Genomic DNA, 22,263 nt, shown 5'->3' on the forward strand with positions numbered 1-22,263 from the left:
AGTGGGAATGCGAGTGTTAAGAGCCTTTAAATAAATAGTAAAAATTGAACTGGTATATGACGAATTGTCAATTGAAATTTGGCTGAGTATGTAGCAACCTTTTAAGAAATAGGAGGGAGCTATGGATAAAGTAAAAAGACAGGAGATCTTAACCTTGAGTTGGGGGATCCACGATGAAGTTGAGCAAGCAATCGTCCATCACACTGCCGTTGAAGGAGATGATGATTGGTCTGAGAAGCAAAGATTATTGATAGCCGATATGTCTTTGCATTTGCTGCAAACAGCGCTTAAACCTGAACCAATGTGTCATGAAAAACTCAAAAATAATTTGAATGCTATTTTAACTTTATCGAATGATTTTGTAGGTGAGGTTGATCTGAAACAGGTTGCTGATGCACTTTACAGCATCGAAAAGGCGTGAAAATAAGCGCACGATTTAAGCGTTTTTTATACAAATCCCAAAGAAAAAAGCCAGCAAATTTGCTGGCTTAATCATAACAAACTAGAAGCAGTTTGCTATTAAGATTCGTCAGATTCAGTAAATCTTCTACACTCATCTTCGTCAACACACTCACCATAAAGGTAAAGAGAGTGGTTCGTCAGCTTAATGCCATTGCTGGTCGCAATTTCTACTTGACGAGTTTCAATCACTTCATCTTCGAATTCGATAACTTTGCCACACTTCAAACACACTAAGTGGTCATGGTGAGTGCTACCTGATAATTCAAAAACTGACTTGCCGCCTTCAAAATGGTGACGTGTCACAATACCGGCATCATCAAATTGGTTCAGTACACGATATACCGTAGCCAAGCCAATTTCTTCGCCCTTGTCGAGCAAAATTTTATAAACATCTTCTGCGCTGATATGTTGATTTTCAGGAGATTGCAAAATCTCTAGAATTTTAATACGCGGTAAGGTGACTTTTAAGCCCGCCTTTTTAAGCTCTAAGTTGTGATCAGTCATTTAATCTGTCTCAATCTATTATCTTTTTACTTCAATTCTTAAGAATAAGCACGACCATTTTCTTAAGAATAACGTGCACGGGCAACAAGTCAAAGCTTGTTTTATTAATTCAATGAATTAATCTTCTAATTCGCTTAAACACATTTCGTCATATACCTGTGCACACCAAGCTTTAATACGCTGCTCAGTAAGCTCTGGTTGACGGTCTTCATCGATACCTAAACCAACAAAGTGGTTGTCATCAACAAGTGCTTTTGATGCTTCGAATTCGTAGCCTTCAGTTGGCCAGTGGCCAACAACAATTGCACCGCGCTCTGCTACGATGTCGTTTACCATGCCCATCGCATCTAAGAAGTATTCAGCATAGTCTTCTTGGTCACCACAACCAAAGATAGCGACTAGCTTGCCTTCAAAGTTAATTTCTTCAAGCTCTGGGAAAAAGTCATCCCAGTCACATTGCGCTTCACCGTAGTACCAAGTAGGGATACCAAATAGAATAAGATCAAACTCTTCGATGTCTGCTTTGCTACTTTTAGCGATGTCTTTTACATCGATTAGTTTTTTACCTAGCTCTTTTTGGATCTGTTTAGCAACGTGTTCGGTGTTACCCGTATCACTGCCGAAAAAAATACCTACGCTTGCCATTAATTACTTACCTTTATCTATTAATCGCTAATTTCTCTTGCAAAATGGTTTCTATAAGTGCACTACGGCTAATATTTTGCTCTTCGGCCATATCACTTAACGCTTGGTAAAGTTCCGAAGACACTTTGAACTCTACGCGTTTTAAACCTCTTGCTCTATCTCTTTTAATTTGATTACGCTTGTTGATCTTTAGCTGCATCTCCCTGGGTAAGGGATTTGTTTTGGGCCGACCAGGGCGTTTTTCGTTTTCAAATAAGTCGATAGTTGTTCTATCTAATTCAGACTTGGCCATTAACCAACACCCGCACCTTGCCAAAACACTTGTATCACACCTTTGGCTATGAAACCTGAACAACCTAAAAACAACACCAGCCAAACGATGTATCGACCAAATTTAGGCACATCACCTTTCTTTAGAACGTCCTGTATGGCCATTCCAATAAGAAAGAATATACATGCGAGCGCAAAGTAAAAACCAAGAGTTTCAAACTCATTTATGTATTGACTGATCATCTTTGCACTACTAAAACCTTAAACGGCGGCTACTATAGCATACCTAACTACAATAAATTAAGTTTCGCTATACAAAAATCTCCGACAATTATTGAATAAAATCAATAATTGAACGATTGACTGCTTCAGGCTTTTCAGCGTGTAGCCAATGCCCAGCACCTTGAATGACTTTTGCTCGGGCTTTTGTAAATGCGCCCACGATGGCATTTTTGTGCTCTGGCAAAATGTAGTCGGAGTTATTACCTTTGATAAATAGCGTATCACACAAACAGGTACGAGGTGTATCTATGTTGGCGATAATCTTAGAATAATTTTTTTCAATTACGGATAAATTGAATCGCCACTCAAGCTTTCCTGAGTCATTTTTTGCCAAGCTTTTCAACAAAAACTGTCTGACGCCAAGTTCATCTATATGTTCAGCCATAACCTTATCAGCTTCACTACGGCTATTTGGTTCATGGAGAGAGACTTGATTTAATGCGGCAATAATAGAGTCATGCCTCGGGTGGTAGGCCACAGGTGCTATGTCGAGTACGACCAGCTTAGTCACTTTTTGTTCGTCGAGCATAGCGACTTGCATGGCTACCTTACCGCCCATAGAGTGCCCAACAAGTGTGACACTTTCTAAACCTAAGTGGTCAATTAGGTTGATGATGTCTTGTGCCATGAACTGGTAGTCCATATCGTCGCTTTTAAAAGAACGTCCATGGTTGCGCAGATCCACATTGATAACATTAAAGTTAGCTTCTAGTGCTCTGGCGATGACATTGAGATTTTCTAACGAACCAAAAAGGCCATGAATTAAGAACACTGTTTTGGCGCTTTTTTGGTCTAAACCACTTTGTTTAAAATTGAGTAACATACTACCTCCAAGTTTGCGACGCTATTCTGCCAGTCTTAATTCAAAATTCAAAGCCGTAGAGGAAGAAGAAAAATTTAGATATAATCCCCCCAAATGCAGTATATGTATAAAATGACAGGACAAGCATGAAAACAATAGAAATAGATGACGAGCTATATCAGTACATTGCAAGCAATACGCAAAGTATTGGTGAGAGCGCCTCACAGATCCTGCGTCGTTTACTAGAGTTAGAGCCAGTTCAGGGCGCTTCGGTCGCTGTAAAAGTCGAAGAAAAACAAGTTGAGCCAGTTCAAGCTCAGAGTAAAGTTGAAGATAAAGTAGAGCCAGTACGAGAATCAGCGAATGTATTTAACATTCTAAATAAAGAAGAGCTTGCTATGCAAAAAGGTGTAGTTGGGCGATTTTTGTTTATTTTGGCTGCATTTCATCGCACTCACAAAGCGCAATTTAATAAAGTGCTCGAAATAAAAGGGCGAGACCGGATTTACTTTGCAACAAGTAAAGAAGCGTTGCTTGAAAGCGGGAGCAGTATGAACCCAAAAAATATCACTGACAGTGAGTATTGGGTCATGACGAATTCAAACACCACGCGTAAAAAGATGATGTTGCACGAGGTAGCTTTGATTTTAGGCTACACTCAGCAGCAGGCAGAAACAGTTCGAGACTACCTATAAGGAAATGTGATGGCAAACCATCCAAACGCAGGCAAAAAAGCTCCTAAATCACAGCTCGCAAATATTCCGAAGCTGGTGTCAGCTTATTATTTGAATGAGCCAGATCTTGAAACAAATCCAGAACATTGTGTGGCATTTGGTACATCTGGCCATCGTGGTTGTTCATATAACGTCAAGTTTAATGAGTCACATATTTTAGCGATTACACAAGCTATTTGTGATTACCGTAAGGCCAATAATATTTTTGGTCCTCTATATTTAGGTAAAGACACGCATGCCTTGTCTGAAGCTGCTTTTAACTCAGCTATTGAGGTCCTGGTCGCTAACGAAGTGCAAGTTATAACTCAGGACAATGATGACTTTACACCGACACCAGTGATAAGCCATGCGATTGTATGTCATAATCGAACTCACCCAAATGAACTAGCAGATGGCATTGTCGTGACACCGTCGCACAATCCACCCGAAGATGGTGGCTTTAAATACAACCCACCAAATGGTGGCCCTGCAGATACAGATGTAACAAATTGGATTGAGCAACGTGCAAATCAGTTATTGCGTGAAGATTTGGTCGAAGTTCAATTGTTCCCTTATGCAAAAGCTAAGCGTTCAGGTTTTATTAAATACGAAGATTTAATCACGCCTTATGTGGAAGATTTGGCAAATGTGATTGATTTAGAAGCCATCGCAAAAGCTGGCGTTTCTATCGGTATTGACCCATTGGGTGGTTCAGGTATTAACTTTTGGCCTGTGATCGCGGAGAAATTTGGACTCAATATGACGGTCGTAAACGATGAAGTGGACCCGCGATTTGCATTCATGCCTCTTGATAAAGATGGCAAAATTAGAATGGATTGCTCGTCACCGTTTGCAATGGCAAATTTAATTGAAATCAAAGACGATTTTGATATTGGTATTGGTAACGATCCTGACTATGACCGACACGGTATTGTCACAAAAGATGGCTTAATGAATCCGAATCACTTTTTAGCGGTTGCCATTGATTATTTATTGAAACACCGAGATTGGGCAAAAGACATCAAAGTTGGTAAAACACTAGTATCAAGCGGCATGATTGATAAGGTTGTGCAAAGTCATGGCAATGAAGTATATGAAGTCCCAGTGGGCTTCAAATGGTTTGTTGAAGGCTTAAGTGATAAGTGGCTTGCTTTTGGTGGTGAAGAGAGTGCCGGCGCATCATTTTTGAGAAAAAATGGTGATGTTTGGAACACTGATAAGGATGGCTTTATCCTTGGTTTACTTGCCGCTGAAATTTTAGCTGTCACAGGTAAAACACCCTCTGAGCGATACAAAGAGCTTGAACAAGAGTTTGGTGCGCCAAGTTATAAACGAATTGATGCACCAGCAAATGATGCGCAAAAGGCCAGACTTAAAGCACTCAGTGTAGATGATGTGAAAGCGACAACGCTTGCAGGTGATGAAATTACCGATATTCTGACGCATGCACCAGGTAATGGCGCAGCGATTGGCGGCTTGAAAGTAGTGACTGCTTCTGGTTGGTTCGCAGCGAGACCGTCTGGCACAGAAGATATTTACAAAATTTATTTAGAATCTTTCAAAGGCGAAGCGCACCTCGCTGAGCTTGAAAGTGCAGCGAAAGCACTAGTAGATAGTGTGATCAGCTAAAATATCAAATATTAAAGGCCATGTTTCATGGCCTTTTTCTTTTTTACATCTCTCATAAGGTGACAGTATGTACCTTGATACATTAAAAGCAACAGGGGACTTTTTAACCATAACTCGTGAAAATGAGTTTGAATTAGCACCGAGCCAATTTACATTGGAAAACGGTACTGAGGTTAAAGTAATAGATACCGGTGTAATTCAATTTACTCCAGCGTGTGAAACACAAAAAGATTTTGTGTTTTCGAGCGCTGTTCACGGCAACGAAACCGCGCCAATCGAAATTTGCGATGAGCTTATCCAGAAAATCATTACGGGTAAACTTGAGCTTAAGCAACGTGTTTTGTTTATTTATGGCAATCCAAAATCAATTAACATTGGCAAGCGATTTGTAGACGAAAACTTAAATCGTCTTTTTAATGGTGCTCACGAAAACAAGACGGATAACCCGGAGCAGGTACGCGCGGCAAATTTAGAAAACTATGTGCGTGAGTTCTTCACGAGTGTAGAAACAGGTCGATATCGTGCGCATTATGATCTGCACACGGCTATTCGAGGGTCTAAAAACGAGAAATTTGCGGTTTATCCTTTTTTACATGGTAAACCTTGGAAAAAGTCACAATTGCAGTTTTTATTATCTTGCGGTGTGAATACTGTTCTGATGATGCGCGCAGCCGCAACTACGTTCAGTTATTTTTCATCAAAGCAGTTTGAAGCAGATGCATTTACCATTGAGCTTGGTCAGGTTAAACCGTTTGGTGAAAATAACATGGCAAGCTTCGAAGCGACAAAGCAGACACTTAGTGCATTAATTAGCCAAGATGAAGTTGAATATAAAGAATTCGATGCAAGAGACTTTGAGCTATTCACTGTACATAGAACGATTAACCGAACGTGTGAAGTGTTTTCATTTCCATTCCCTGATTCTGCGGTGAACTTTACAGGATTCGCTAAAGGCGAGCTACTGGCAACAGATGGAGACACGGAGATTTTTGCTGAAGTAGAAGGCGAAGCTATTATCTTCCCAAATGCCAAAGTTGCCCTCGGCCAACGTGCATTATTAACCGTGATCCCTATGGAAGTGAACGAAAACTTCATTTAACCCACTGAAATAAAAGTTTTTTTGTAACCGTATCGAAATCTTTCCAGAATAAAAATGCAAATTATCGGTTATTCATCTAGGATTAGTTGAATAACCGTTTACGTTAACGTAAAGTGGCAAAAGCTTTAATTTAAGTAATTTGCATTTACCGCACTAATTATTCAAAACTCAACACGCGGGCTTTTATGTCAATGCTATTGACTGCAAGTATTGCAAATTGGCGATGACAACAAGAGAAGGTAGGTTATGACTAACCCCAATAACATATCGTTAAACATAAGCCATGCACTCGAATTTATCGACGGCCATGCGCTTAACATCCCAACATTGAAAATTTTAAGTGAGCAAGGCGAGATCTTGGATGGCGCAACGTTGCCTGAGTTAGATAAAGAAACTGCACTTAAAATTTATAGCACGATGAGATTTATCCGTTTGTTGGATGAACGTATGCAAGCCGCTCAGCGCCAAGGCCGTATTAGTTTCTATATGCAGTGTCTAGGTGAAGAAGCCGCGATCACGGCGAGTGCTGCTGCGTTAAAGCAAGATGATATGATCATGGCTCAGTATCGTGAGCAAGCCGCATTGCATTATCGTGGCTTTACACTAGAACAATTCATGAACCAGCTTTTCTCAAATGAAAAAGACTTGGGTAAGGGCCGTCAAATGCCGGTGCATTATGGCTCTAACGAACTACATTATCTGACAATTTCTTCCCCACTTGGCACTCAAATTCCACAAGCTACCGGTTATGCATATGGCCAAAAGCTCAAACATATTGATAAAGAGTCTGGTGAATTAAATTCTGAAATCGACAATGTGACTATTTGTTACTTTGGTGAAGGCGCAGCATCTGAAGGTGACTTCCATGCGGGCCTTAACATGGCTGCTGTGCATAAAGCCCCGGTTATCTTCTTTGCCCGTAATAACGGTTATGCCATCTCGACACCTGCGGATGAGCAGTTCAAAGGTGATGGTATTGCGGCACGTGGTGTTGGTTATGGAATTAAAACGATCCGTGTAGATGGCGCTGATACATTAGCTGTGTATGAAGCGACTAGAAAAGCGCGTGAAATTGCGGTGACAACAGGTGAGCCAGTGTTAATTGAATCAATTGCCTATCGCCTAGGTGCTCATTCTACGTCTGATGACCCATCAGGATACCGTACTAAAGATGAAGAGGCAGAATTTAAGAATAACTGCCCAGTTGCTAGATTCAAAGCATGGCTACTGAAACAAAACTGGTTGGATGAAAAAGAAGACGAAGCAATTAAAGACAAAATCCGCGAAGAGATTTTGGCTGCGTTAAAAGTTGCTGAAAAGGTACAAAAACCTGCGTTAGAAGAACTTGTTTCTGATGTGTATGACACGCCAATCCCCGCGCTACAAAAGCAATACGAAGAGTTAAAAGAGCATATCAAACAATATCCAGATGCCTATCCAATTACAGCAGGGAGAATCAAATAATGGCTAAAATGAATATGTTACACGCCATTAATTCGGCGCTTGATATTAGTATGGCAGAGCACCCTCAGGCTTGTATCTTCGGTGAGGATGTGGGTTATTTTGGCGGTGTATTCCGAGCAACATCTGGGTTGCAAGAAAAATATGGTAAGCACCGTGTATTTAATACACCACTCACAGAGCAAGGTATTCTTGGTTTTGCCAATGGTCTTGCAGCATTTGGTGCACCAGCATTAGCTGAAATTCAGTTTGCGGATTATATCTTCCCTGCATTTGACCAAATCGTAAATGAGTCAGCGAAATTCCGTTATCGCTCTGGTAACGAGTTTAATGTGGGTAATTTGACTATTCGTACGCCTTACGGTGGTGGTATTGCCGGTGGTTTGTATCACTCGCAATCTCCTGAAGCGTATTTTGCTCACACACCAGGTTTGAAATTGGTGGTGCCGCGTAACCCTTACCAAGCAAAAGGCTTATTGAGAGCCTGTATCAAAGATGATAACCCTGTTATTTTCTTTGAACCTAAACGCTTATATCGTGCATCAGTTGGTGAAGTACCAGAAGAAGATTATACAATCGAAATTGGTACAGCGGAAGTTGTTAAAGAGGGCTCAGACATCACTGTACTCGCTTGGGGTGCGCAAATGGAGATCATTGAACAGGCCGCAGTGAAAGCAGAAGAAGCTGGTATCAGCTGTGAAATTATCGACCTTCGCTCAATTTTGCCTTGGGATGCCGACACACTGATTAAATCTGTAACGAAGACGGGTCGCTTAGTGATCAGTCATGAAGCGCCAATTACAAATGGCTTTGGTGCTGAAATTGCGGCGACCATTCAAAAAGAGTGTTTCTTGCATTTAGAATCACCTATTGAACGTGTTTGTGGTTTAGATACGCCATATCCTTTAGCACTTGAAAAAGAATATGTACCAGATGCTTTAAAAGTGTTTGAAGCAATTAAGAAGTCAGTGGAATTTTAAGGATAAGTCATGTCTAAAGAGTTTATTTTACCAGATATCGGCGAAGGCATTGTTGAGTGTGAAGTTGTAGAATGGCTAGTTGCTGTTGGTGACACAGTAAAAGAAGACCAGCCAATCTGTGACGTGATGACAGACAAAGCGTTGGTACAAATTCCAGCTGTACATGATGGTGTGATCACTCAGTTACATTACCAAAAAGGTGATATTGCAAAGGTGCATGAGCCTTTATTTGCAATGAATGTAGAAGGCGAAGCGCCAGCACAAGAAGAAGCTGTGGCGGCGCCTGCATCTCAAGCACAATCTGCTGCGACGCAAGGTGAGCATTTAGAAGACTTTATTCTCCCAGATATTGGTGAAGGTATTGTTGAATGTGAAATTGTTGAGTGGTTAGTAACTGAAGGTGAGTCAATCAAAGAAGACCAAGCGGTTTGTGATGTGATGACGGACAAAGCGCTTGTTCAAATTCCAGCTAAGTATGATGGTGTAGTGGAAAAGCTGTATTACCAAAAAGGGGATATAGCACAAGTACATAGTCCATTGTTCCAAGTACGCTTAGCGCACTCTAATGGTACTCAAGCGGCACCGGCTAAATCAGTTGAAGAAGAGCTTGCAATCCACAAGCCGCAACCTGTGCCATCTTCAACGTCTTCTCCTGCTGTGACACAGCCTGTCATTAACGGTAAAGCGGTCGCTTCACCTGCAGTAAGACGACGTGCACGTGAAATGGATATTGATATCCGTCAAGTGCCAGGCAGTGGCAAAAATGGTCGTGTCTATAAAGAAGATCTTGAAAAGTTCCTGAGCGCGGGCACGAGTCTTGCCGCACCAGTTGTTAGTGAAGTGGCTCCTCAGCCTACGACAAATACAGTGAGCACTGTGACGGGTGGCGCAAGGGTTGAGCCAATTCGTGGCATGAAAGCTGCCATGGCGAAGCAAATGGTTGCTTCTGTGTCTACAATTCCTCACTTTACATACAGTGATGAAATTGACTTAACAGAACTCATTGCATTGCGACTCTCTTTAAAAGAGCAATACGCTAAGCAAGGTATTAAACTTACGATGATGCCTTTCTTTATCAAAGCGTTGTCTTTGGCAATTAAAGAGTTCCCAATCTTAAACTCGCAAGTCAACGATGAATGTACAGAACTTACATATTTTGACGATCATAACATTGGTATGGCTGTTGATAGTAAGTTAGGTCTTTTAGTGCCAAATATAAAAGGCTGTCAAAACAAGTCTATTGTTGATGTTGCTGAGGCAGTAACTAAGTTAACTGATGCAGCAAGGGAAGGGCGTGTATCACCAGATGATCTGAAAGGTGGTACTATTTCAATTTCGAACATAGGTGCGATTGGCGGGACGACTGCGACACCAATTATAAACAAGCCTGAGGTCGCTATTGTGGCACTTGGCAAGTTACAACACCTACCACGCTTTGATGCTGATGGTAACGTTGTTTCACGCTCGATCATGCAAGTAAGTTGGTCTGGAGACCACCGAGTTATTGATGGCGGAACGATTGCGCGTTTCAATAATCTTTGGAAATCTTACTTAGAGGAGCCTGCAAAAATGATGATGGCGATGCGCTAAACCATTTTTGTAAAGGTCCTTTACACGCCCCAAAAGTGCAAGCTTTTGGGGTTTTTTATATTTGAGTTAAATTTTTTTTCATTGTATTTTGTTTATCTACACAGATATGTTCCAACCTTGTTTAAAAATCCGTATAATTCACCCCTCAAAATTTTTACTCGTAGCAATTAAAAAAGCCATCCGTTTTAGGCTTGAGAAGTCGTGATGAATCAAAAAGACGATAGAAAAGAAGTACTTGAATTTAATAAGTTGCAGAAAAAACTGCGCAGAAATGTTGGTAACGCAATAAAAGATTACAACATGATCGAAGAAGGTGATGTTGTGATGGCTTGTATCAGTGGTGGTAAAGACTCTTTTGCAATGCTCGATATATTGCTGAACCTGCAAAAAGCCGCACCGATTAAATTTGAAGTTATCGCAGTCAACTTAGATCAGAAGCAACCGGGTTTTCCAGAGCATATTCTGCCTGACTACTTCGAGAGCTTAAATATTCCTTATTATATCGTTGATAAAGATACATACTCAGTTGTTCGTGAAAAAGTGCCTGAGGGTAAAACTACTTGTGGCCTGTGCTCTCGCCTGAGACGTGGCACATTATACTCTTTTGCAGAGAAAATTGGCGCTACTAAATTAGCGTTAGGGCATCATATGGATGATATTGTTGAGACTATGTTCTTGAACATGTTCCATGGCTCTCGATTGAAAGCGATGCCGCCAAAACTAAGGTCAGATGATGGCCGCAATGTTGTGATCCGTCCACTGACTTACTGCCGAGAAAAAGACTTAATCAAATACGCAGAGCATAAAGACTTCCCGATCATTCCTTGTAACTTGTGTGGTTCACAGGAGAATTTGCAAAGACAAAACATTAAAGCAATGCTTGTTGACTGGGATAAGAAAACCCCAGGTCGCGTTGATAGTATTTTTAAATCACTTCAAAATGTTAGTCCAAGCCAGTTGGCAGATACAAACTTATTTGACTTTGAAAATTTACCAATTGATAGAGAAAATGAGCGTGATGAGTATCAGTTCAGCGAAGCGACAGTTTCATCTACCAATATCGACGAATCACTATTTATTGATGTCACAAATATCTAAATGATATTTTACCAAGTATCGCGGTCAGCGATACTTGGTGTTGTTCTATCCTGCTTCCTTATTTTTCATTAGCCTACTGAGCTTTATTTCTAGATAACTTGGCAACCACTTTTGCATAACTGTTTTAAATTCTTGGCTGTTAACCACGGTATTAGCAACAGCATCAATTTCATTAATGATTTCTCTTCCAAGTTCATTATCAGTACAGCCAACATACCCATGTACTATCGGGTCAACGTCTTCAAGGATGAGTTGCACTACTTCTTTGGTATTTGTTTGTTTGTGAAGGTAGAAATGTTCGCTAGGGTAACCAATGACCGCATCTACACGGCCTTTTTTGAGCATGTATGTCAAGCTTTCAAGTGCATCTTGACCAGGTCGAATAACGACCTGATTTTTTGGAATTGAAGTAATCGCTTGGTCCAATACCCTGCCATATGAACGTTGCATAACAACACCAAGCACCAGCTTGTTTTCTTCTATGAAGGGCTTTAATTGGATTTTAGCGGTGTCTTTCACTCCGAGTGCTTGAAGTGTTTTAGTCGTCGTTGCGATGGTCGGGGACAAACCAATGGTGGTATAGTTTTCGCTGAAACGTATAAACTTTTGGCGCTGGGGGGTTTTGTATAATGAAAGCATACAAAACGTATTGCGTTTGTCACTGAGTGCTCGAATAGCACGACTGGCTGGAAAGTACACTTTATTATTTTCATAGGCAGGCAAATATTGGTGAAACAAGTCAATGATTAATTCATCTCTGCCAGTGCCTTCATCTGCATCATTTATCATGTAGTAGGGTGGGAAGTCAGTGATAATCCAGTCGATGCTTTTGCATTCTGCCATACTGGATAACAATATTAATAATAGCAATGCTTTGCGCACACTTATACCTCTTCTAATTGTCACTCTTAAAGCTTAGCAAAGAACGTTGAATTGCCAACGTATAAAGCAGTAAATAAATTAAATTCTTTGTTTAATAATTGTAATTCATTTTACAATTTATTTCTTTTTGCTACATTGAAAGACGAACACCAGCCTTTAAGCGAATAAAGTGTTGGCCAATGTGGTTTAACAGGGATTGGTCTTTTATTTGAAATTAAAAGTGTTTTAAAAGTCGTGCTTGGTATAGTATGCAAGGTTGGCGAGTTAAGTTAATTTCAATAACAAGAGAAAACTATGAATACGCTTATCGTCAGTGATATTTTTGGGCAAACTAAGTGCTTAGAAAACTTCGCCAATGAACTAGACGGCAATACTGCTATTTGTTCCCCCTATCCCTTTAGACAAGGGCATTTAAATCGGGATGAAGAGACTGCTTACAAGCAGTTTATGGACTCCGTAGGACATGATAAATATTTCCAAAAGGTCGTTGAGGCGATTTCTGATAAACAGCCTGACTTGGTTATTGGGTTTTCAGCAGGCGCAGTTGCTAGTTGGAGAGCGCTTGGGGCAATGCCAATTAAGAGCACGACTAAGCTAATCGCATTTTATCCAGGCCAGATCAGAAACCACTTACAGCTGCAACCTAGATGTGATGTGGACATTTATTTCCCTTATCAAGAAAAGCACTTTGACGTTACACCTGTAATACAACATTTATCAGGCGTACCGGGGGTTAAATGTTACCGAACACGTTATGAACACGGTTTTATGAATTCACTGTCAGCCCAATTTAATGCCGCAGCTTTGCAACATTTTACTGCACTATGCCAGTGTAACATTGATGAAGCAATTAAGTTGAAATTAGCCAACCGAAGGATAAAAAGTGGACTAGAATTGACTATGTAAATCATAATGAAAAGGAGTTATGTATGTCAGATCAGCCTCGTATTCCTTATAGACACTTTCCCGGTAACCCAATTGCTAAACCGCCATGCAGAATGCTTAACGCTATGATGTATGGCTTTTTTGTTAAAGGAGAATTGGATACCATCCAAAATTACGTTGACTCGACACTTAATAGCGTGCCCAGTGAGTCTATCGCCTTTAGAGCCTTATCATCGTATTGCCTCTTAACCTTTACTGATATTGAAAATATTGCGTCTAAAGTGCCGCCGTTTAGTAATTACGGCTACATGCAAGAGACAGATATTATTGTATGGCTTCCCATTGCTCAGATCAGTAAGCAAGAAAATAAAATGACCCATTTGTATTGGTATCCGGCTTTTATAACGGTTAACAATATTAATGCGTTAGTTAATGGGCGTGAAACTTGGGGCTACAACAAATACCTGTGTCAGTATCAAATGCCCGACAATCAGCATAGAGCGGACCATTTTTCATTGAGTTTAGAGACGTTTCAGCCATTTGAAGCGGATAAAAAGATGGCGTGGTATGAGCTACTGTCTATTGATCGCGTAGCAGATGATGATACCTGGTTTGAAGAGGCCATTGAGATTGGTAAAGAAGTTGCTGAACTGATTCATGGCAGCGTCCATGACTTAGGAGTCAGTATAGACTTTTTCAAACAGCTATTTAGTGGGTTTACTAATCCCCAGCTTGCGCAAATATTGTTTAAACAATTCCCTGATGGCTATGCCGAAAACAGTGTATATAGCGCTGTCGTTCATTCTCCTTCTACAGTGAAAAAGGTGCATAAACTCGGTTTTTTAAAAGACGAGTATAAAGTGACTTTTAACCAAGTAGACGCATTTCCATTGGAAGAAATGTTTGGGATTAAGGTGGGTGAGCAGTTCGCCAAATTACCTTACTTTTTATGTATGGATTTTGATCAAGACGGGGCGAAAGAGATCGTCACGGCTGATTTATAACTTGAGTAAGGAAATCACATGACTAAAGAGCGTATTGCTATCTTAGGTGGTGGTGTGTCCGCGATGACGGCCGCTGTTTACTTAACTGAAAAAGAGAATTGGCAAGACCTATATGATATAACGGTGTATCAGTTAGGTTGGAGGTTAGGAGGAAAGGGGGCGAGCGGAAGAAACCCTTATTTTGGTGAACGCATTGAAGAGCACGGATTGCATGTATGGTTTGGTGCATATGTTAACTCATTTCGTGCAATCGAGACGGTATATGACAAGTTAAATAGGCCTTCTACTGTACCAATCCATACATGGCAACAAGCGTTAAAACCACATAGCTTTGTTGTCTTACAGGAGTATATCGATAATCAATGGGAAACATGGCCTGTCGACTTTCCTATTATTGATGGGAACCCTGCCGATGGCACGCTAGATTTACATTTTTGGCAGTTAATTGAGTTAGTAGTTGCATGGTTGCACAAATGGATAGACGAGTTGGAAGAAGCCATTGAAACCGCCAATAAAAAGACACAATTGCAAACAACCAAACAACGGGATCGGAGCTTATTACAACATTTAGCAGGAGAAATTTCTGACGCGTTTGATACTGTTGAAGACTCTGTAAAGTCTTTTTTTGATAGTGCCGTCGACGAAGCTCAGGACATCTTATCAACTCCAAAACTGCTAATTTCGCAGCTACATGATCTCATGAGCTTGCGTGCTAACGATAAAAAGCTCTCAAATTCGAAAGATAGACTCGTTACTTGGTATATTGTTAGAAAGCTTAAGCGTTGGCTTCGCTCAGAGGCGTTAGAGCTGATTGATGATAACCCTGCAGTAAGACGCGCATATATCTGTGCAGATCTCGCTATTGCAATGACAGTTGGCATGATAAGGGATCGGGTGCATGCGAATGGTTTTGGGGTTCTGAATAAGTATGATTTTAAATTTTGGTTAGCTAGGAATGGGGCAGATAAGGAATATGCAGTAGAGTCGGCACCTGTGCGCGGATTTTATGATCTCGTTTTTGGTTTTGTTGATGGAGACTTTAAAGAAGGTGACGTTGAAGCAGGAGTCGCTTCGTTAGCAATGCTTCGGATTATGCTGTGTTATAAAGGTGGCGTTATGTGGAAGATGCAAGCGGGCATGGGCGACATAATCTTCTCACCAATATATGAGCTACTCAGTCAGCGGGGCGTACAATTCGAATTTTTCAATCAAGTCGAGTCTCTTAAGCCGGGACAAGATGAAAATGGAGATTATGTCGTCGATGAGATTGAAATCATTGAGCAGGTAGAGCTTAAAAATGGTGAATATCAGCCTTTTGTTGATGTTAAAGGTTTGCCTTGCTGGCCTTCCCAGCCAAACTTAGATCAAATTGTGGATGAACAAGCTGATCTTATTAGACAACACAAGGTGAACTTAGAGTCATTTTGGACTGATTGGCCAAGTATCTATGAGCAGCACTATCAAAAGCCCCTGCCGAGAAAGACCCTGAAAAGAATGCGAGATTTTGACAAAGTTGTATTTGGCATTTCTGTGGGTTCACTTGAGCACTTATGTCCAGAGTTATTGGCATTGGATTATAGTTTTGAGCAGCAAAGTCGCAAAGTAAAAACGGTGGCAACACAGGCGTTTCAGGTTTGGTTGAACAAAACAGATGAACAGCTTGGTTTTAACTACACACCAGCAAGTGAAGAGCGGCCCATATTGAGTGCTTTTTCTCAGCCTTTTGATACATGGGCTGCCATGTCGAATTTATTGGGCGTAGAAGATTGGCCTTCATCTGGTCCATGTAATATTGCATATTTTTGTAGTGCCTTTACTTGTGATTATTACCCACCTGCGTCTGAGCATTCGTTTCCTATTGAACAGACCGCTAAAGTTAAAGTGAACTCACTTAATAAACTTAACCGTGAAATGAAACCTTTATGGCCTAATGCCTATAACGACGCAGATGAATTCGACTGGCGTGTTGTGTATGATCCTGTCGCCGCGCCAACAGAAGAAAGGTTTGATTCACAATATTGGCGCGTTAACGTTGATCCTAGTGAGCGATATGTTCTCTCAGTCACTGGAAGTAGTGCTTTCAGATTATCGACTGATGGAACCGTGTTTAAAAACTTATTTATAACAGGTGATTGGATCAAAACGGGTGTTAATGCAGGCTGTGTAGAAGCGGCTGTTATGGCCGGTATGCAAACCTCACGTGCTATTTGCGGTTTACCAGAAGAAATTAGTGGCGAAAATGGCTTTGAGCCGGATGGTACTTAATAGATAATATTAGGTAAGTAACAGAAAAGACCTGCAATTTTATTGGAGGTCTTTTCTTTTGGACTATACTCAGTAGTGCAAAATGAATACTGCAAACACAATCGAGAACGGACATGTTTAAACTCTCTGCCATTTCAATATCTATATTTCCAATAATGTTTAGTCCAATTCTATCATATGCTGCTGATGACTCCATGGAGGTCATCGAGGTGTATGCACAGAAACGAAAGCAAAACATTGAGGATGTAAGTGTTTCTATTTCTACTATCGGGGCTAACCGTATTGCTCGGCAAGGTATTAAAGATGCGACTGAGCTTGGGCATTTTGTTGCAAACTTAAAGGTCAGCCAAAATGCTGCTGAAGGGACGCCACCAGCTATTAACATACGAGGTGTTGGCTTGTTGGATTACAACACTGCAAACACGTCTCCAGTTGCTATGTATGTCGACGGACTCTCAGTAGGATCTGCAAACAATCAAATAGCGAACTTATTTGATATCGAACAAGTGGAGGTCTTAAAAGGCCCACAAGGCACTCTATTTGGCCGAAATAGCACCGGTGGTGCACTTTTAGTGAGAACTAAACGACCTGATGACGGTAATTACGGCTATGTTAAGCTCGGTGCTGGCACAGATGATTGGTATAGGGCACAAGGTGCTTACAATGCGACAATAAATGATGAGAGTGCGGTCAGGTTTGCGTTCAATCATACAGACTATGAATATACGAGTTACAACTTACTTGAGACCTCTCCAGAAGCTGGGCTGACACAAAGCGATTTAAGACTCAGTTATTTGGGGGAGTGGGATAAGTGGAGTGCTTTTGTTAAAGGGTATTATGGTCATTGGGATGGTATCGTGCAACCGGTTGGCAGTATTGGTGTTTTTAAAGATCCAAACCCTGATAGCCCTGTACTTTGTTCTCCTAGAGAGGCGGGTAGCTTAGGGTGCGTTGATAATTTCGGTTTCAATGATGGAAGTGATGATTTTTGGGCGGTGCGCGTTAATAATGATTCGCCGCATTTGAGTATTTATAAGGGGTGGGGGCTTGAACTTCAATGGGAAGTGCAAGAAGGGTCCTACTTGACCTATATAAATGGGTTTAATCGGTTAGATAGAGATCATGCATTTAACTGTGACGGTAGTCCTGCGAGATTGTGTGAAGGGGAGTTGGGTTTAAAAAGTGAGCTTGTTACCAATGAACTTAGGTATCAAGGCCAATTTGATGATGATTATTGGACTGTGGGCTTATTTCACCTTGAAGAGCGTATATACCAGAACAACCACAATGATATCTTAAGAGATTTACGTGGGGTATTAGCCCCAGAGCTGACAACCACGTTTTTTTATGACAATGAGATTGTAACTAAGACAATTGCATTGTTTTCTCAATATGAATGGCGTTTAAGTGAACAGCATATGATCACATTCGGTGCGCGCTATTCGGACGAATCCGTCAAATATGATTCAATATCAAGATTGAATTTTATTACTACTCCAGGTGAGCTCGACGGCACTATTATTCCGTTTTATACGGCAAATGGCGAGGTAAAAGACGACAGAGTATCAGGCAAACTTGCATGGAATTATTCCCCAAATGATGATCTACTCATTTATTATTCACTGGCAAATGGCACAAAAAGTGGGGGATATAACGGTGGTTTGCTGTCATCACCAGAACAGGCTGAATTTGCAGATTATGAACCCGAAGAATTGATAGCACATGAAGCTGGGTTTAAATTGTCCAACGACGATGTTTACTTATTATCTGGCGCTATTTTTTACTACGACTATAAAGAACAGCAAGTGTTCATGAATCAGGCTTCATCAACGCCGAATGCACCGCCGCTTCAGCTGCTAGAAAATGTCGGCAAGTCAACAATCTATGGCGCTGAGTTAGAGTTAGAGTATCTAATAAGTAATCATTTATCGTCACGATTGGCGATAGGGTATATTCCCGAGGCTAATTTTGAAGAGTTTATAGACCCAGTCGGTGTTGCGCTCACGGATAATCGCTTACCTTTTACATCAGAGTGGAATATAGCAGCAGAACTCGCATATACATATCCATTATATGAAGGCGAATTAAGTTCAGTAGTGGGTGTTGATTATCAGTCAGAGTACTACTTTGATCAAAATCAAAACCCGTACGCAATGCAGTCAGGTTACGCTTTATGGCGAGCAAATATTACGTATCAGTATAAGCAATGGCAATTAGGCGTATGGGGTAAAAACCTTTTCGACAAAGAGTATAGCCATTTAAAATTTGATTTAAGGTCGTTTCTTGGCATGTTGGAAGACTTTAAAGGAGAAGGACAGAGAATTGGCGTTGATATTACGTATAACTTTTAGTGTTGTATTAGCATACAAATAGGGTTTTTAGGTCAATAATGCATCTAATTAGATTAACTTTCAGCTTTATTGTGTTGTGTTTGTCGCTTTCTGTGAGCGCGCAACAATACGTATATGATGGTATAGAGACGGGTGTTAATTTACATGACAAGGGATTGGTCCTTGCTGCAAAAGACGACACTCGGTTCCCCGTTTCATTTGATGAAGTTGAAAGTTGGGCTAGTCAATTAACTTCTCAAAAAGAGCGTGCACTGTTTTCTGGTCGATACTGGCTTGTTACCAAAATCAAAAACATTTCTGACTATGAGCAGTTAGTCTTGTACCCATACAACACGGTATTATCTAATATAGAAACAAGAATATACTCCCCAACGGATGTTAAGCGGTATTATTCAGGTGGTATGGTGCAGAATGAATTTGCTTTTCATTATGGCAATACCATCGAGCTGATGCCAAATAAAGACTACTACGTAGTCACTCTATTTGAGAGTGATTATTTCTATACACCAATTAAACTTGAACTTGTACCAATAAAAGATTTTAAAGAGCAGGTCATCATTGATAATTTAATTATGATCATCTGCTTTAGCGTTGGGATAGTTTTGGGCTTATACAACCTGCTTATCTATATTGGCTCTAAAGATTTAACACACCTTTACTACGCAATTTTCGCAGCAACCATGGTTTTTGCATGGAGCCATTTTTTTCATATCTCTGACCAGCTTTTTGGGTTTTATTCGGCGCACTTACACTGGCTTGGCTTTACGTTGTCACCAATCAGTAATGCACTGTTTTACAATTGCTTACTTAAACTTAAAGAGAAGCACCCTAATTTATCTTCAGCATCTATTTGGGTTGGTGTGATTGCTGCAATTGGTACTCCATTTAGTATTTTATTTCCGGGCTTTGGTTTTTTATGGGCAACATTATCGACTGGTGTGGCTTTATGCCTAGGTTTGTATATCGGGATTCTACGGATCTCTGAAGGGTTTAAGCCTGCTAGGTACTTTATACTTGCCTATGTCTGTATGGCTGTACCAAATATGATTGGTAACTTTACTAACCTTGGGTTGCTGCCTCCTATCGCCGTTAATTTGTATTTAATTGGGTTGGTTGGGGTAGCGCTAGATGCTATGTTTTTAGCTTTTGCTGTTGCTGATAAGGTGAGGTTAACCAGCGAAGAAAATATAGAACTCAATAAAAACTTAGAAGCGAAAGTTTTGAAACGTACTTATGAACTTGAACAGCTCGCTTCTGAACTTCGTGATGCAAGTGAAGCCAAAAGTCGCTTCTTAGCTAATATGAGTCACGAGATAAGGACGCCAATGACTTCGATTATTGGGTATGCGGATGGGATAATATTAGGTGATATAAAGCCACATGAACGCAACCATGCGATCACGGTGATACTGCAAAACTCTCGTCATGTACTCGGCCTTATAAATGATATTCTTGACATGTCCAAAATTGAGGCAAATCGGCTTGAGGTAGAATTAATAGAAGCTAATCTGTTTCAGTCAATTGCCCATGTTGAGTCATTGCTTGGCAAGCAAATACGTGACAAAGGACTTGAGTTTGACTTGAACTATCAGTTCCCTCTGCCTGATTATGTCGTAATTGATCCAACTAGGCTACGCCAAATATTACTAAACCTAACATCAAATGCATTGAAATTTACTTCTGTGGGTAAAATCTCCATAGAAGTCAGCTGTAAGGATGACAGACTATATATTAGCGTTAAAGATACGGGTATTGGTATGACGACTGAAGAGCAAAAAGAGCTATTCAGTGCATTTTACCAAGCTGACTCTTCCACCACGCGTAAATATGGTGGAACAGGTCTTGGCTTGAATATTTCAAAAAGTTTAGCGCAAAAGTTAGATGGTGATATCGAAGTTGAAAGTGAAGTTGGCTCGGGTACATCTTTTACCTTGTCACTTAGCTTATTTACCACTGAGCGTACTAAGTGGGTAAACTCTTTTGAAGAAATACATCATCAACATGAAACTTACGTTGAATCAGATTCTGAGCTAGATGCAGAAGTGTTGAAGGGCGAAGTACTACTTGCTGAAGATCATAGTGATAATTGTAGACTAATCACCAGAATTCTAGAGCGGATGGGACTGAGTGTGACTGCGGTCCAAAACGGCCAATTAGCAGTGCAAGCAGTGTTAGACAATGAGTTTGATTTGATCTTGATGGATATTCAAATGCCAGTAATGGATGGAGAGCAGGCGTTTAATTTTATCCAAGCAACAGGTTGTACGGCGCCAGTGATCGCATTGACAGCAAATACAATGAGCCATGAGGTTGAAAGATATATAAAACTTGGGTTTACAGACCATTTGGCAAAGCCAATCGATAGGGCACAATTTGCGAAGAAAATCTCTCACTATTTAAATATCACCGTAGAAGATGATTTAAACTTACCAGATGAAGAGTTCAAGCAATTGAAAATGCAGTATATTGATGGTTTGCATGAACAGTTAGTGCAACTTCAGAATCAGCTCAAATATAAGGACTTTGAGGGGCTAGCACGTTCGATCCATGCTCTAAAAGGTACCTCAGCAATGTTCGACTGTCATGATATTTACCAAACTGTTTCACAGATTGATGCCTTGCTAAAGCAAGACAATTTACAAGATGTTGAAAAAGTGCTGTCAAGACTATTTGACTTGATTAACAAAGTGATAGACGAATCTGATTGCGGCGAAGCAGTATAGTTATTTAGCATGCAACTTGAATAATCCGCGTTTGAGCTTCAAACAATCAAAACTTTATAATCACGAAAAAGAACTAAAATGAAATAAGGAAAGGTTATGAAGTATTTATCGATATTATGTGCGTTAGTCAGCCCTCTTACCTTAGCAAATCCACTCGTGGGTACTTGGGAGTTTGTCAGTGGAGAATATGCCACTAAAGAGGGACGTGTTAAGGCTTCGGCACCTCAAGTCACTTCGACTAAAATCATTAATAAAACCCACTTTAGTTATATCACTAGCAGCGATAATAAGTTTCATTATGCTGGGGGGGGCACATATGTACTCAAAGATAATCATTTTATTGAAACGGTCACACTGGGTAATGTAGAAAGTTTGATAGGTAGGGAAATGGCGTTCACTTATGAGGTGAAGGGTGATCTTTGGCATCATAAGCTTGTTGAGGATGGCAAATTCGTTGAATACGAGGTTTGGAAGCGCGTTAAATAAGTGCGTTCGCTTCATTAAGTAACACATTTAGATAAAACGATTGTTTCAATTATGGGTTAGGATCAGGCTGGAAGGCCTGACTTCGCTCTTCATAGCTCGCCTTTGAACGAGGTGCTCTCCAAAAAAGTTCAC

General features: G+C 40.5%; 20 protein-coding genes. 14 read left to right on the forward strand and 6 right to left on the reverse strand.

Annotation, left to right across the window (positions count from 1 at the left end):
• Positions 1-121: 121 nt before the first annotated feature.
• A complete protein-coding gene (locus JF50_RS12765; protein ID WP_039609840.1) occupies positions 122-421 on the forward strand; it encodes a hypothetical protein in 300 nt (99 codons plus the stop codon).
• A 98-nt stretch (positions 422-519) separates the two neighbouring features.
• Here the strand turns inward: JF50_RS12765 and fur are convergent, their stop codons facing one another.
• The 5 genes from fur to JF50_RS12790 all read right to left on the reverse strand — a co-directional run bounded on the left by fur (position 520) and on the right by JF50_RS12790 (position 2,986).
• A complete protein-coding gene (gene fur, locus JF50_RS12770; protein ID WP_039609841.1) occupies positions 520-966 on the reverse strand; it encodes a ferric iron uptake transcriptional regulator in 447 nt (148 codons plus the stop codon).
• 117 nt (positions 967-1,083) lie between these two features.
• Positions 1,084-1,611, reverse strand: coding sequence for a flavodoxin FldA (gene fldA, locus JF50_RS12775; protein WP_039609842.1), 528 nt, complete (start codon positions 1,609-1,611; stop codon positions 1,084-1,086).
• 13 nt (positions 1,612-1,624) lie between these two features.
• Positions 1,625-1,903: a LexA regulated protein gene (ybfE, locus tag JF50_RS12780; RefSeq protein WP_023399385.1), complete on the reverse strand. Its 279-nt coding sequence runs from the start codon at positions 1,901-1,903 to the stop codon at positions 1,625-1,627.
• On the reverse strand, positions 1,903-2,124 hold the full coding sequence (locus JF50_RS12785) for a DUF2788 domain-containing protein (protein WP_023399386.1): 222 nt from the start codon (positions 2,122-2,124) through the stop codon (positions 1,903-1,905). The genes ybfE and JF50_RS12785 overlap by 1 nt, the downstream gene beginning before the upstream one ends.
• 88 nt (positions 2,125-2,212) lie before the next feature.
• Positions 2,213-2,986 (reverse strand): alpha/beta fold hydrolase, encoded by a 774-nt coding sequence (locus JF50_RS12790; RefSeq protein ID WP_039609843.1) that lies wholly within the window; start codon positions 2,984-2,986, stop codon positions 2,213-2,215.
• A gap of 125 nt (positions 2,987-3,111) precedes the next feature.
• Between JF50_RS12790 and seqA the strand changes: the two genes are divergently transcribed.
• The 7 genes from seqA (at position 3,112) to ttcA (ending at position 11,535) form a co-directional block, all read left to right on the forward strand.
• A complete protein-coding gene (seqA, locus tag JF50_RS12795; protein WP_039609844.1) occupies positions 3,112-3,660 on the forward strand; it encodes a replication initiation negative regulator SeqA in 549 nt (182 codons plus the stop codon).
• Positions 3,661-3,669: 9 nt separating this feature from the next.
• Entirely contained in the window at positions 3,670-5,307 is a 1,638-nt protein-coding gene (gene pgm / locus JF50_RS12800) for a phosphoglucomutase (alpha-D-glucose-1,6-bisphosphate-dependent) (protein WP_039609845.1), read from the forward strand.
• Positions 5,308-5,374: 67 nt separating this feature from the next.
• Positions 5,375-6,406 carry a succinylglutamate desuccinylase gene (gene astE, locus JF50_RS12805; RefSeq protein ID WP_039609846.1) on the forward strand — a complete coding sequence of 344 codons (1,032 nt, stop codon included), beginning with the start codon at positions 5,375-5,377 and terminating at the stop codon, positions 6,404-6,406.
• Between the two features lie 246 nt (positions 6,407-6,652).
• Positions 6,653-7,870 (forward strand): thiamine pyrophosphate-dependent dehydrogenase E1 component subunit alpha, encoded by a 1,218-nt coding sequence (locus JF50_RS12810; protein ID WP_039609847.1) that lies wholly within the window; start codon positions 6,653-6,655, stop codon positions 7,868-7,870.
• Positions 7,870-8,847, forward strand: coding sequence for an alpha-ketoacid dehydrogenase subunit beta (locus JF50_RS12815; protein ID WP_039609848.1), 978 nt, complete (start codon positions 7,870-7,872; stop codon positions 8,845-8,847). Before JF50_RS12810 ends, JF50_RS12815 begins: the two co-directional genes overlap by 1 nt.
• A gap of 9 nt (positions 8,848-8,856) precedes the next feature.
• Positions 8,857-10,437 carry a dihydrolipoyllysine-residue acetyltransferase gene (locus JF50_RS12820; RefSeq protein WP_039609849.1) on the forward strand — a complete coding sequence of 527 codons (1,581 nt, stop codon included), beginning with the start codon at positions 8,857-8,859 and terminating at the stop codon, positions 10,435-10,437.
• Positions 10,438-10,641: 204 nt separating this feature from the next.
• Complete coding sequence (gene ttcA / locus JF50_RS12825; RefSeq protein ID WP_039609850.1) at positions 10,642-11,535, forward strand: tRNA 2-thiocytidine(32) synthetase TtcA; 894 nt, start codon at positions 10,642-10,644, stop codon at positions 11,533-11,535.
• A gap of 45 nt (positions 11,536-11,580) precedes the next feature.
• Here the strand turns inward: ttcA and JF50_RS12830 are convergent, their stop codons facing one another.
• The gene (locus JF50_RS12830) at positions 11,581-12,417 is read right to left on the reverse strand and encodes a transporter substrate-binding domain-containing protein (protein WP_039609851.1); all 837 of its coding nucleotides are present in this window, start codon (positions 12,415-12,417) and stop codon (positions 11,581-11,583) included.
• Between the two features lie 294 nt (positions 12,418-12,711).
• Between JF50_RS12830 and JF50_RS12835 the strand changes: the two genes are divergently transcribed.
• From JF50_RS12835 to JF50_RS12860, 6 genes are all read left to right on the forward strand, one after another.
• Positions 12,712-13,323 (forward strand): hypothetical protein, encoded by a 612-nt coding sequence (locus JF50_RS12835; protein WP_052262282.1) that lies wholly within the window; start codon positions 12,712-12,714, stop codon positions 13,321-13,323.
• Between the two features lie 23 nt (positions 13,324-13,346).
• Entirely contained in the window at positions 13,347-14,306 is a 960-nt protein-coding gene (locus JF50_RS12840) for a hypothetical protein (protein WP_039609852.1), read from the forward strand.
• An 18-nt stretch (positions 14,307-14,324) separates the two neighbouring features.
• Positions 14,325-16,571 carry an NAD(P)-binding protein gene (locus JF50_RS12845; protein ID WP_039609853.1) on the forward strand — a complete coding sequence of 749 codons (2,247 nt, stop codon included), beginning with the start codon at positions 14,325-14,327 and terminating at the stop codon, positions 16,569-16,571.
• Between the two features lie 113 nt (positions 16,572-16,684).
• Positions 16,685-18,922, forward strand: a complete 2,238-nt coding sequence (locus JF50_RS12850; protein ID WP_039609854.1) for a TonB-dependent receptor — start codon at positions 16,685-16,687, stop codon at positions 18,920-18,922.
• Positions 18,923-18,960: 38 nt separating this feature from the next.
• Positions 18,961-21,645, forward strand: coding sequence for an ATP-binding protein (locus tag JF50_RS12855; RefSeq protein WP_039609855.1), 2,685 nt, complete (start codon positions 18,961-18,963; stop codon positions 21,643-21,645).
• A 96-nt stretch (positions 21,646-21,741) separates the two neighbouring features.
• Positions 21,742-22,131 (forward strand): hypothetical protein, encoded by a 390-nt coding sequence (locus tag JF50_RS12860; RefSeq protein WP_039609856.1) that lies wholly within the window; start codon positions 21,742-21,744, stop codon positions 22,129-22,131.
• The last annotated feature ends 132 nt before the right edge of the window (positions 22,132-22,263 follow it).

The sequence above is a fragment of the Pseudoalteromonas luteoviolacea genome, from assembly GCF_000814765.1.
Lineage (GTDB): Bacteria > Pseudomonadota > Gammaproteobacteria > Enterobacterales > Alteromonadaceae > Pseudoalteromonas > Pseudoalteromonas luteoviolacea_H.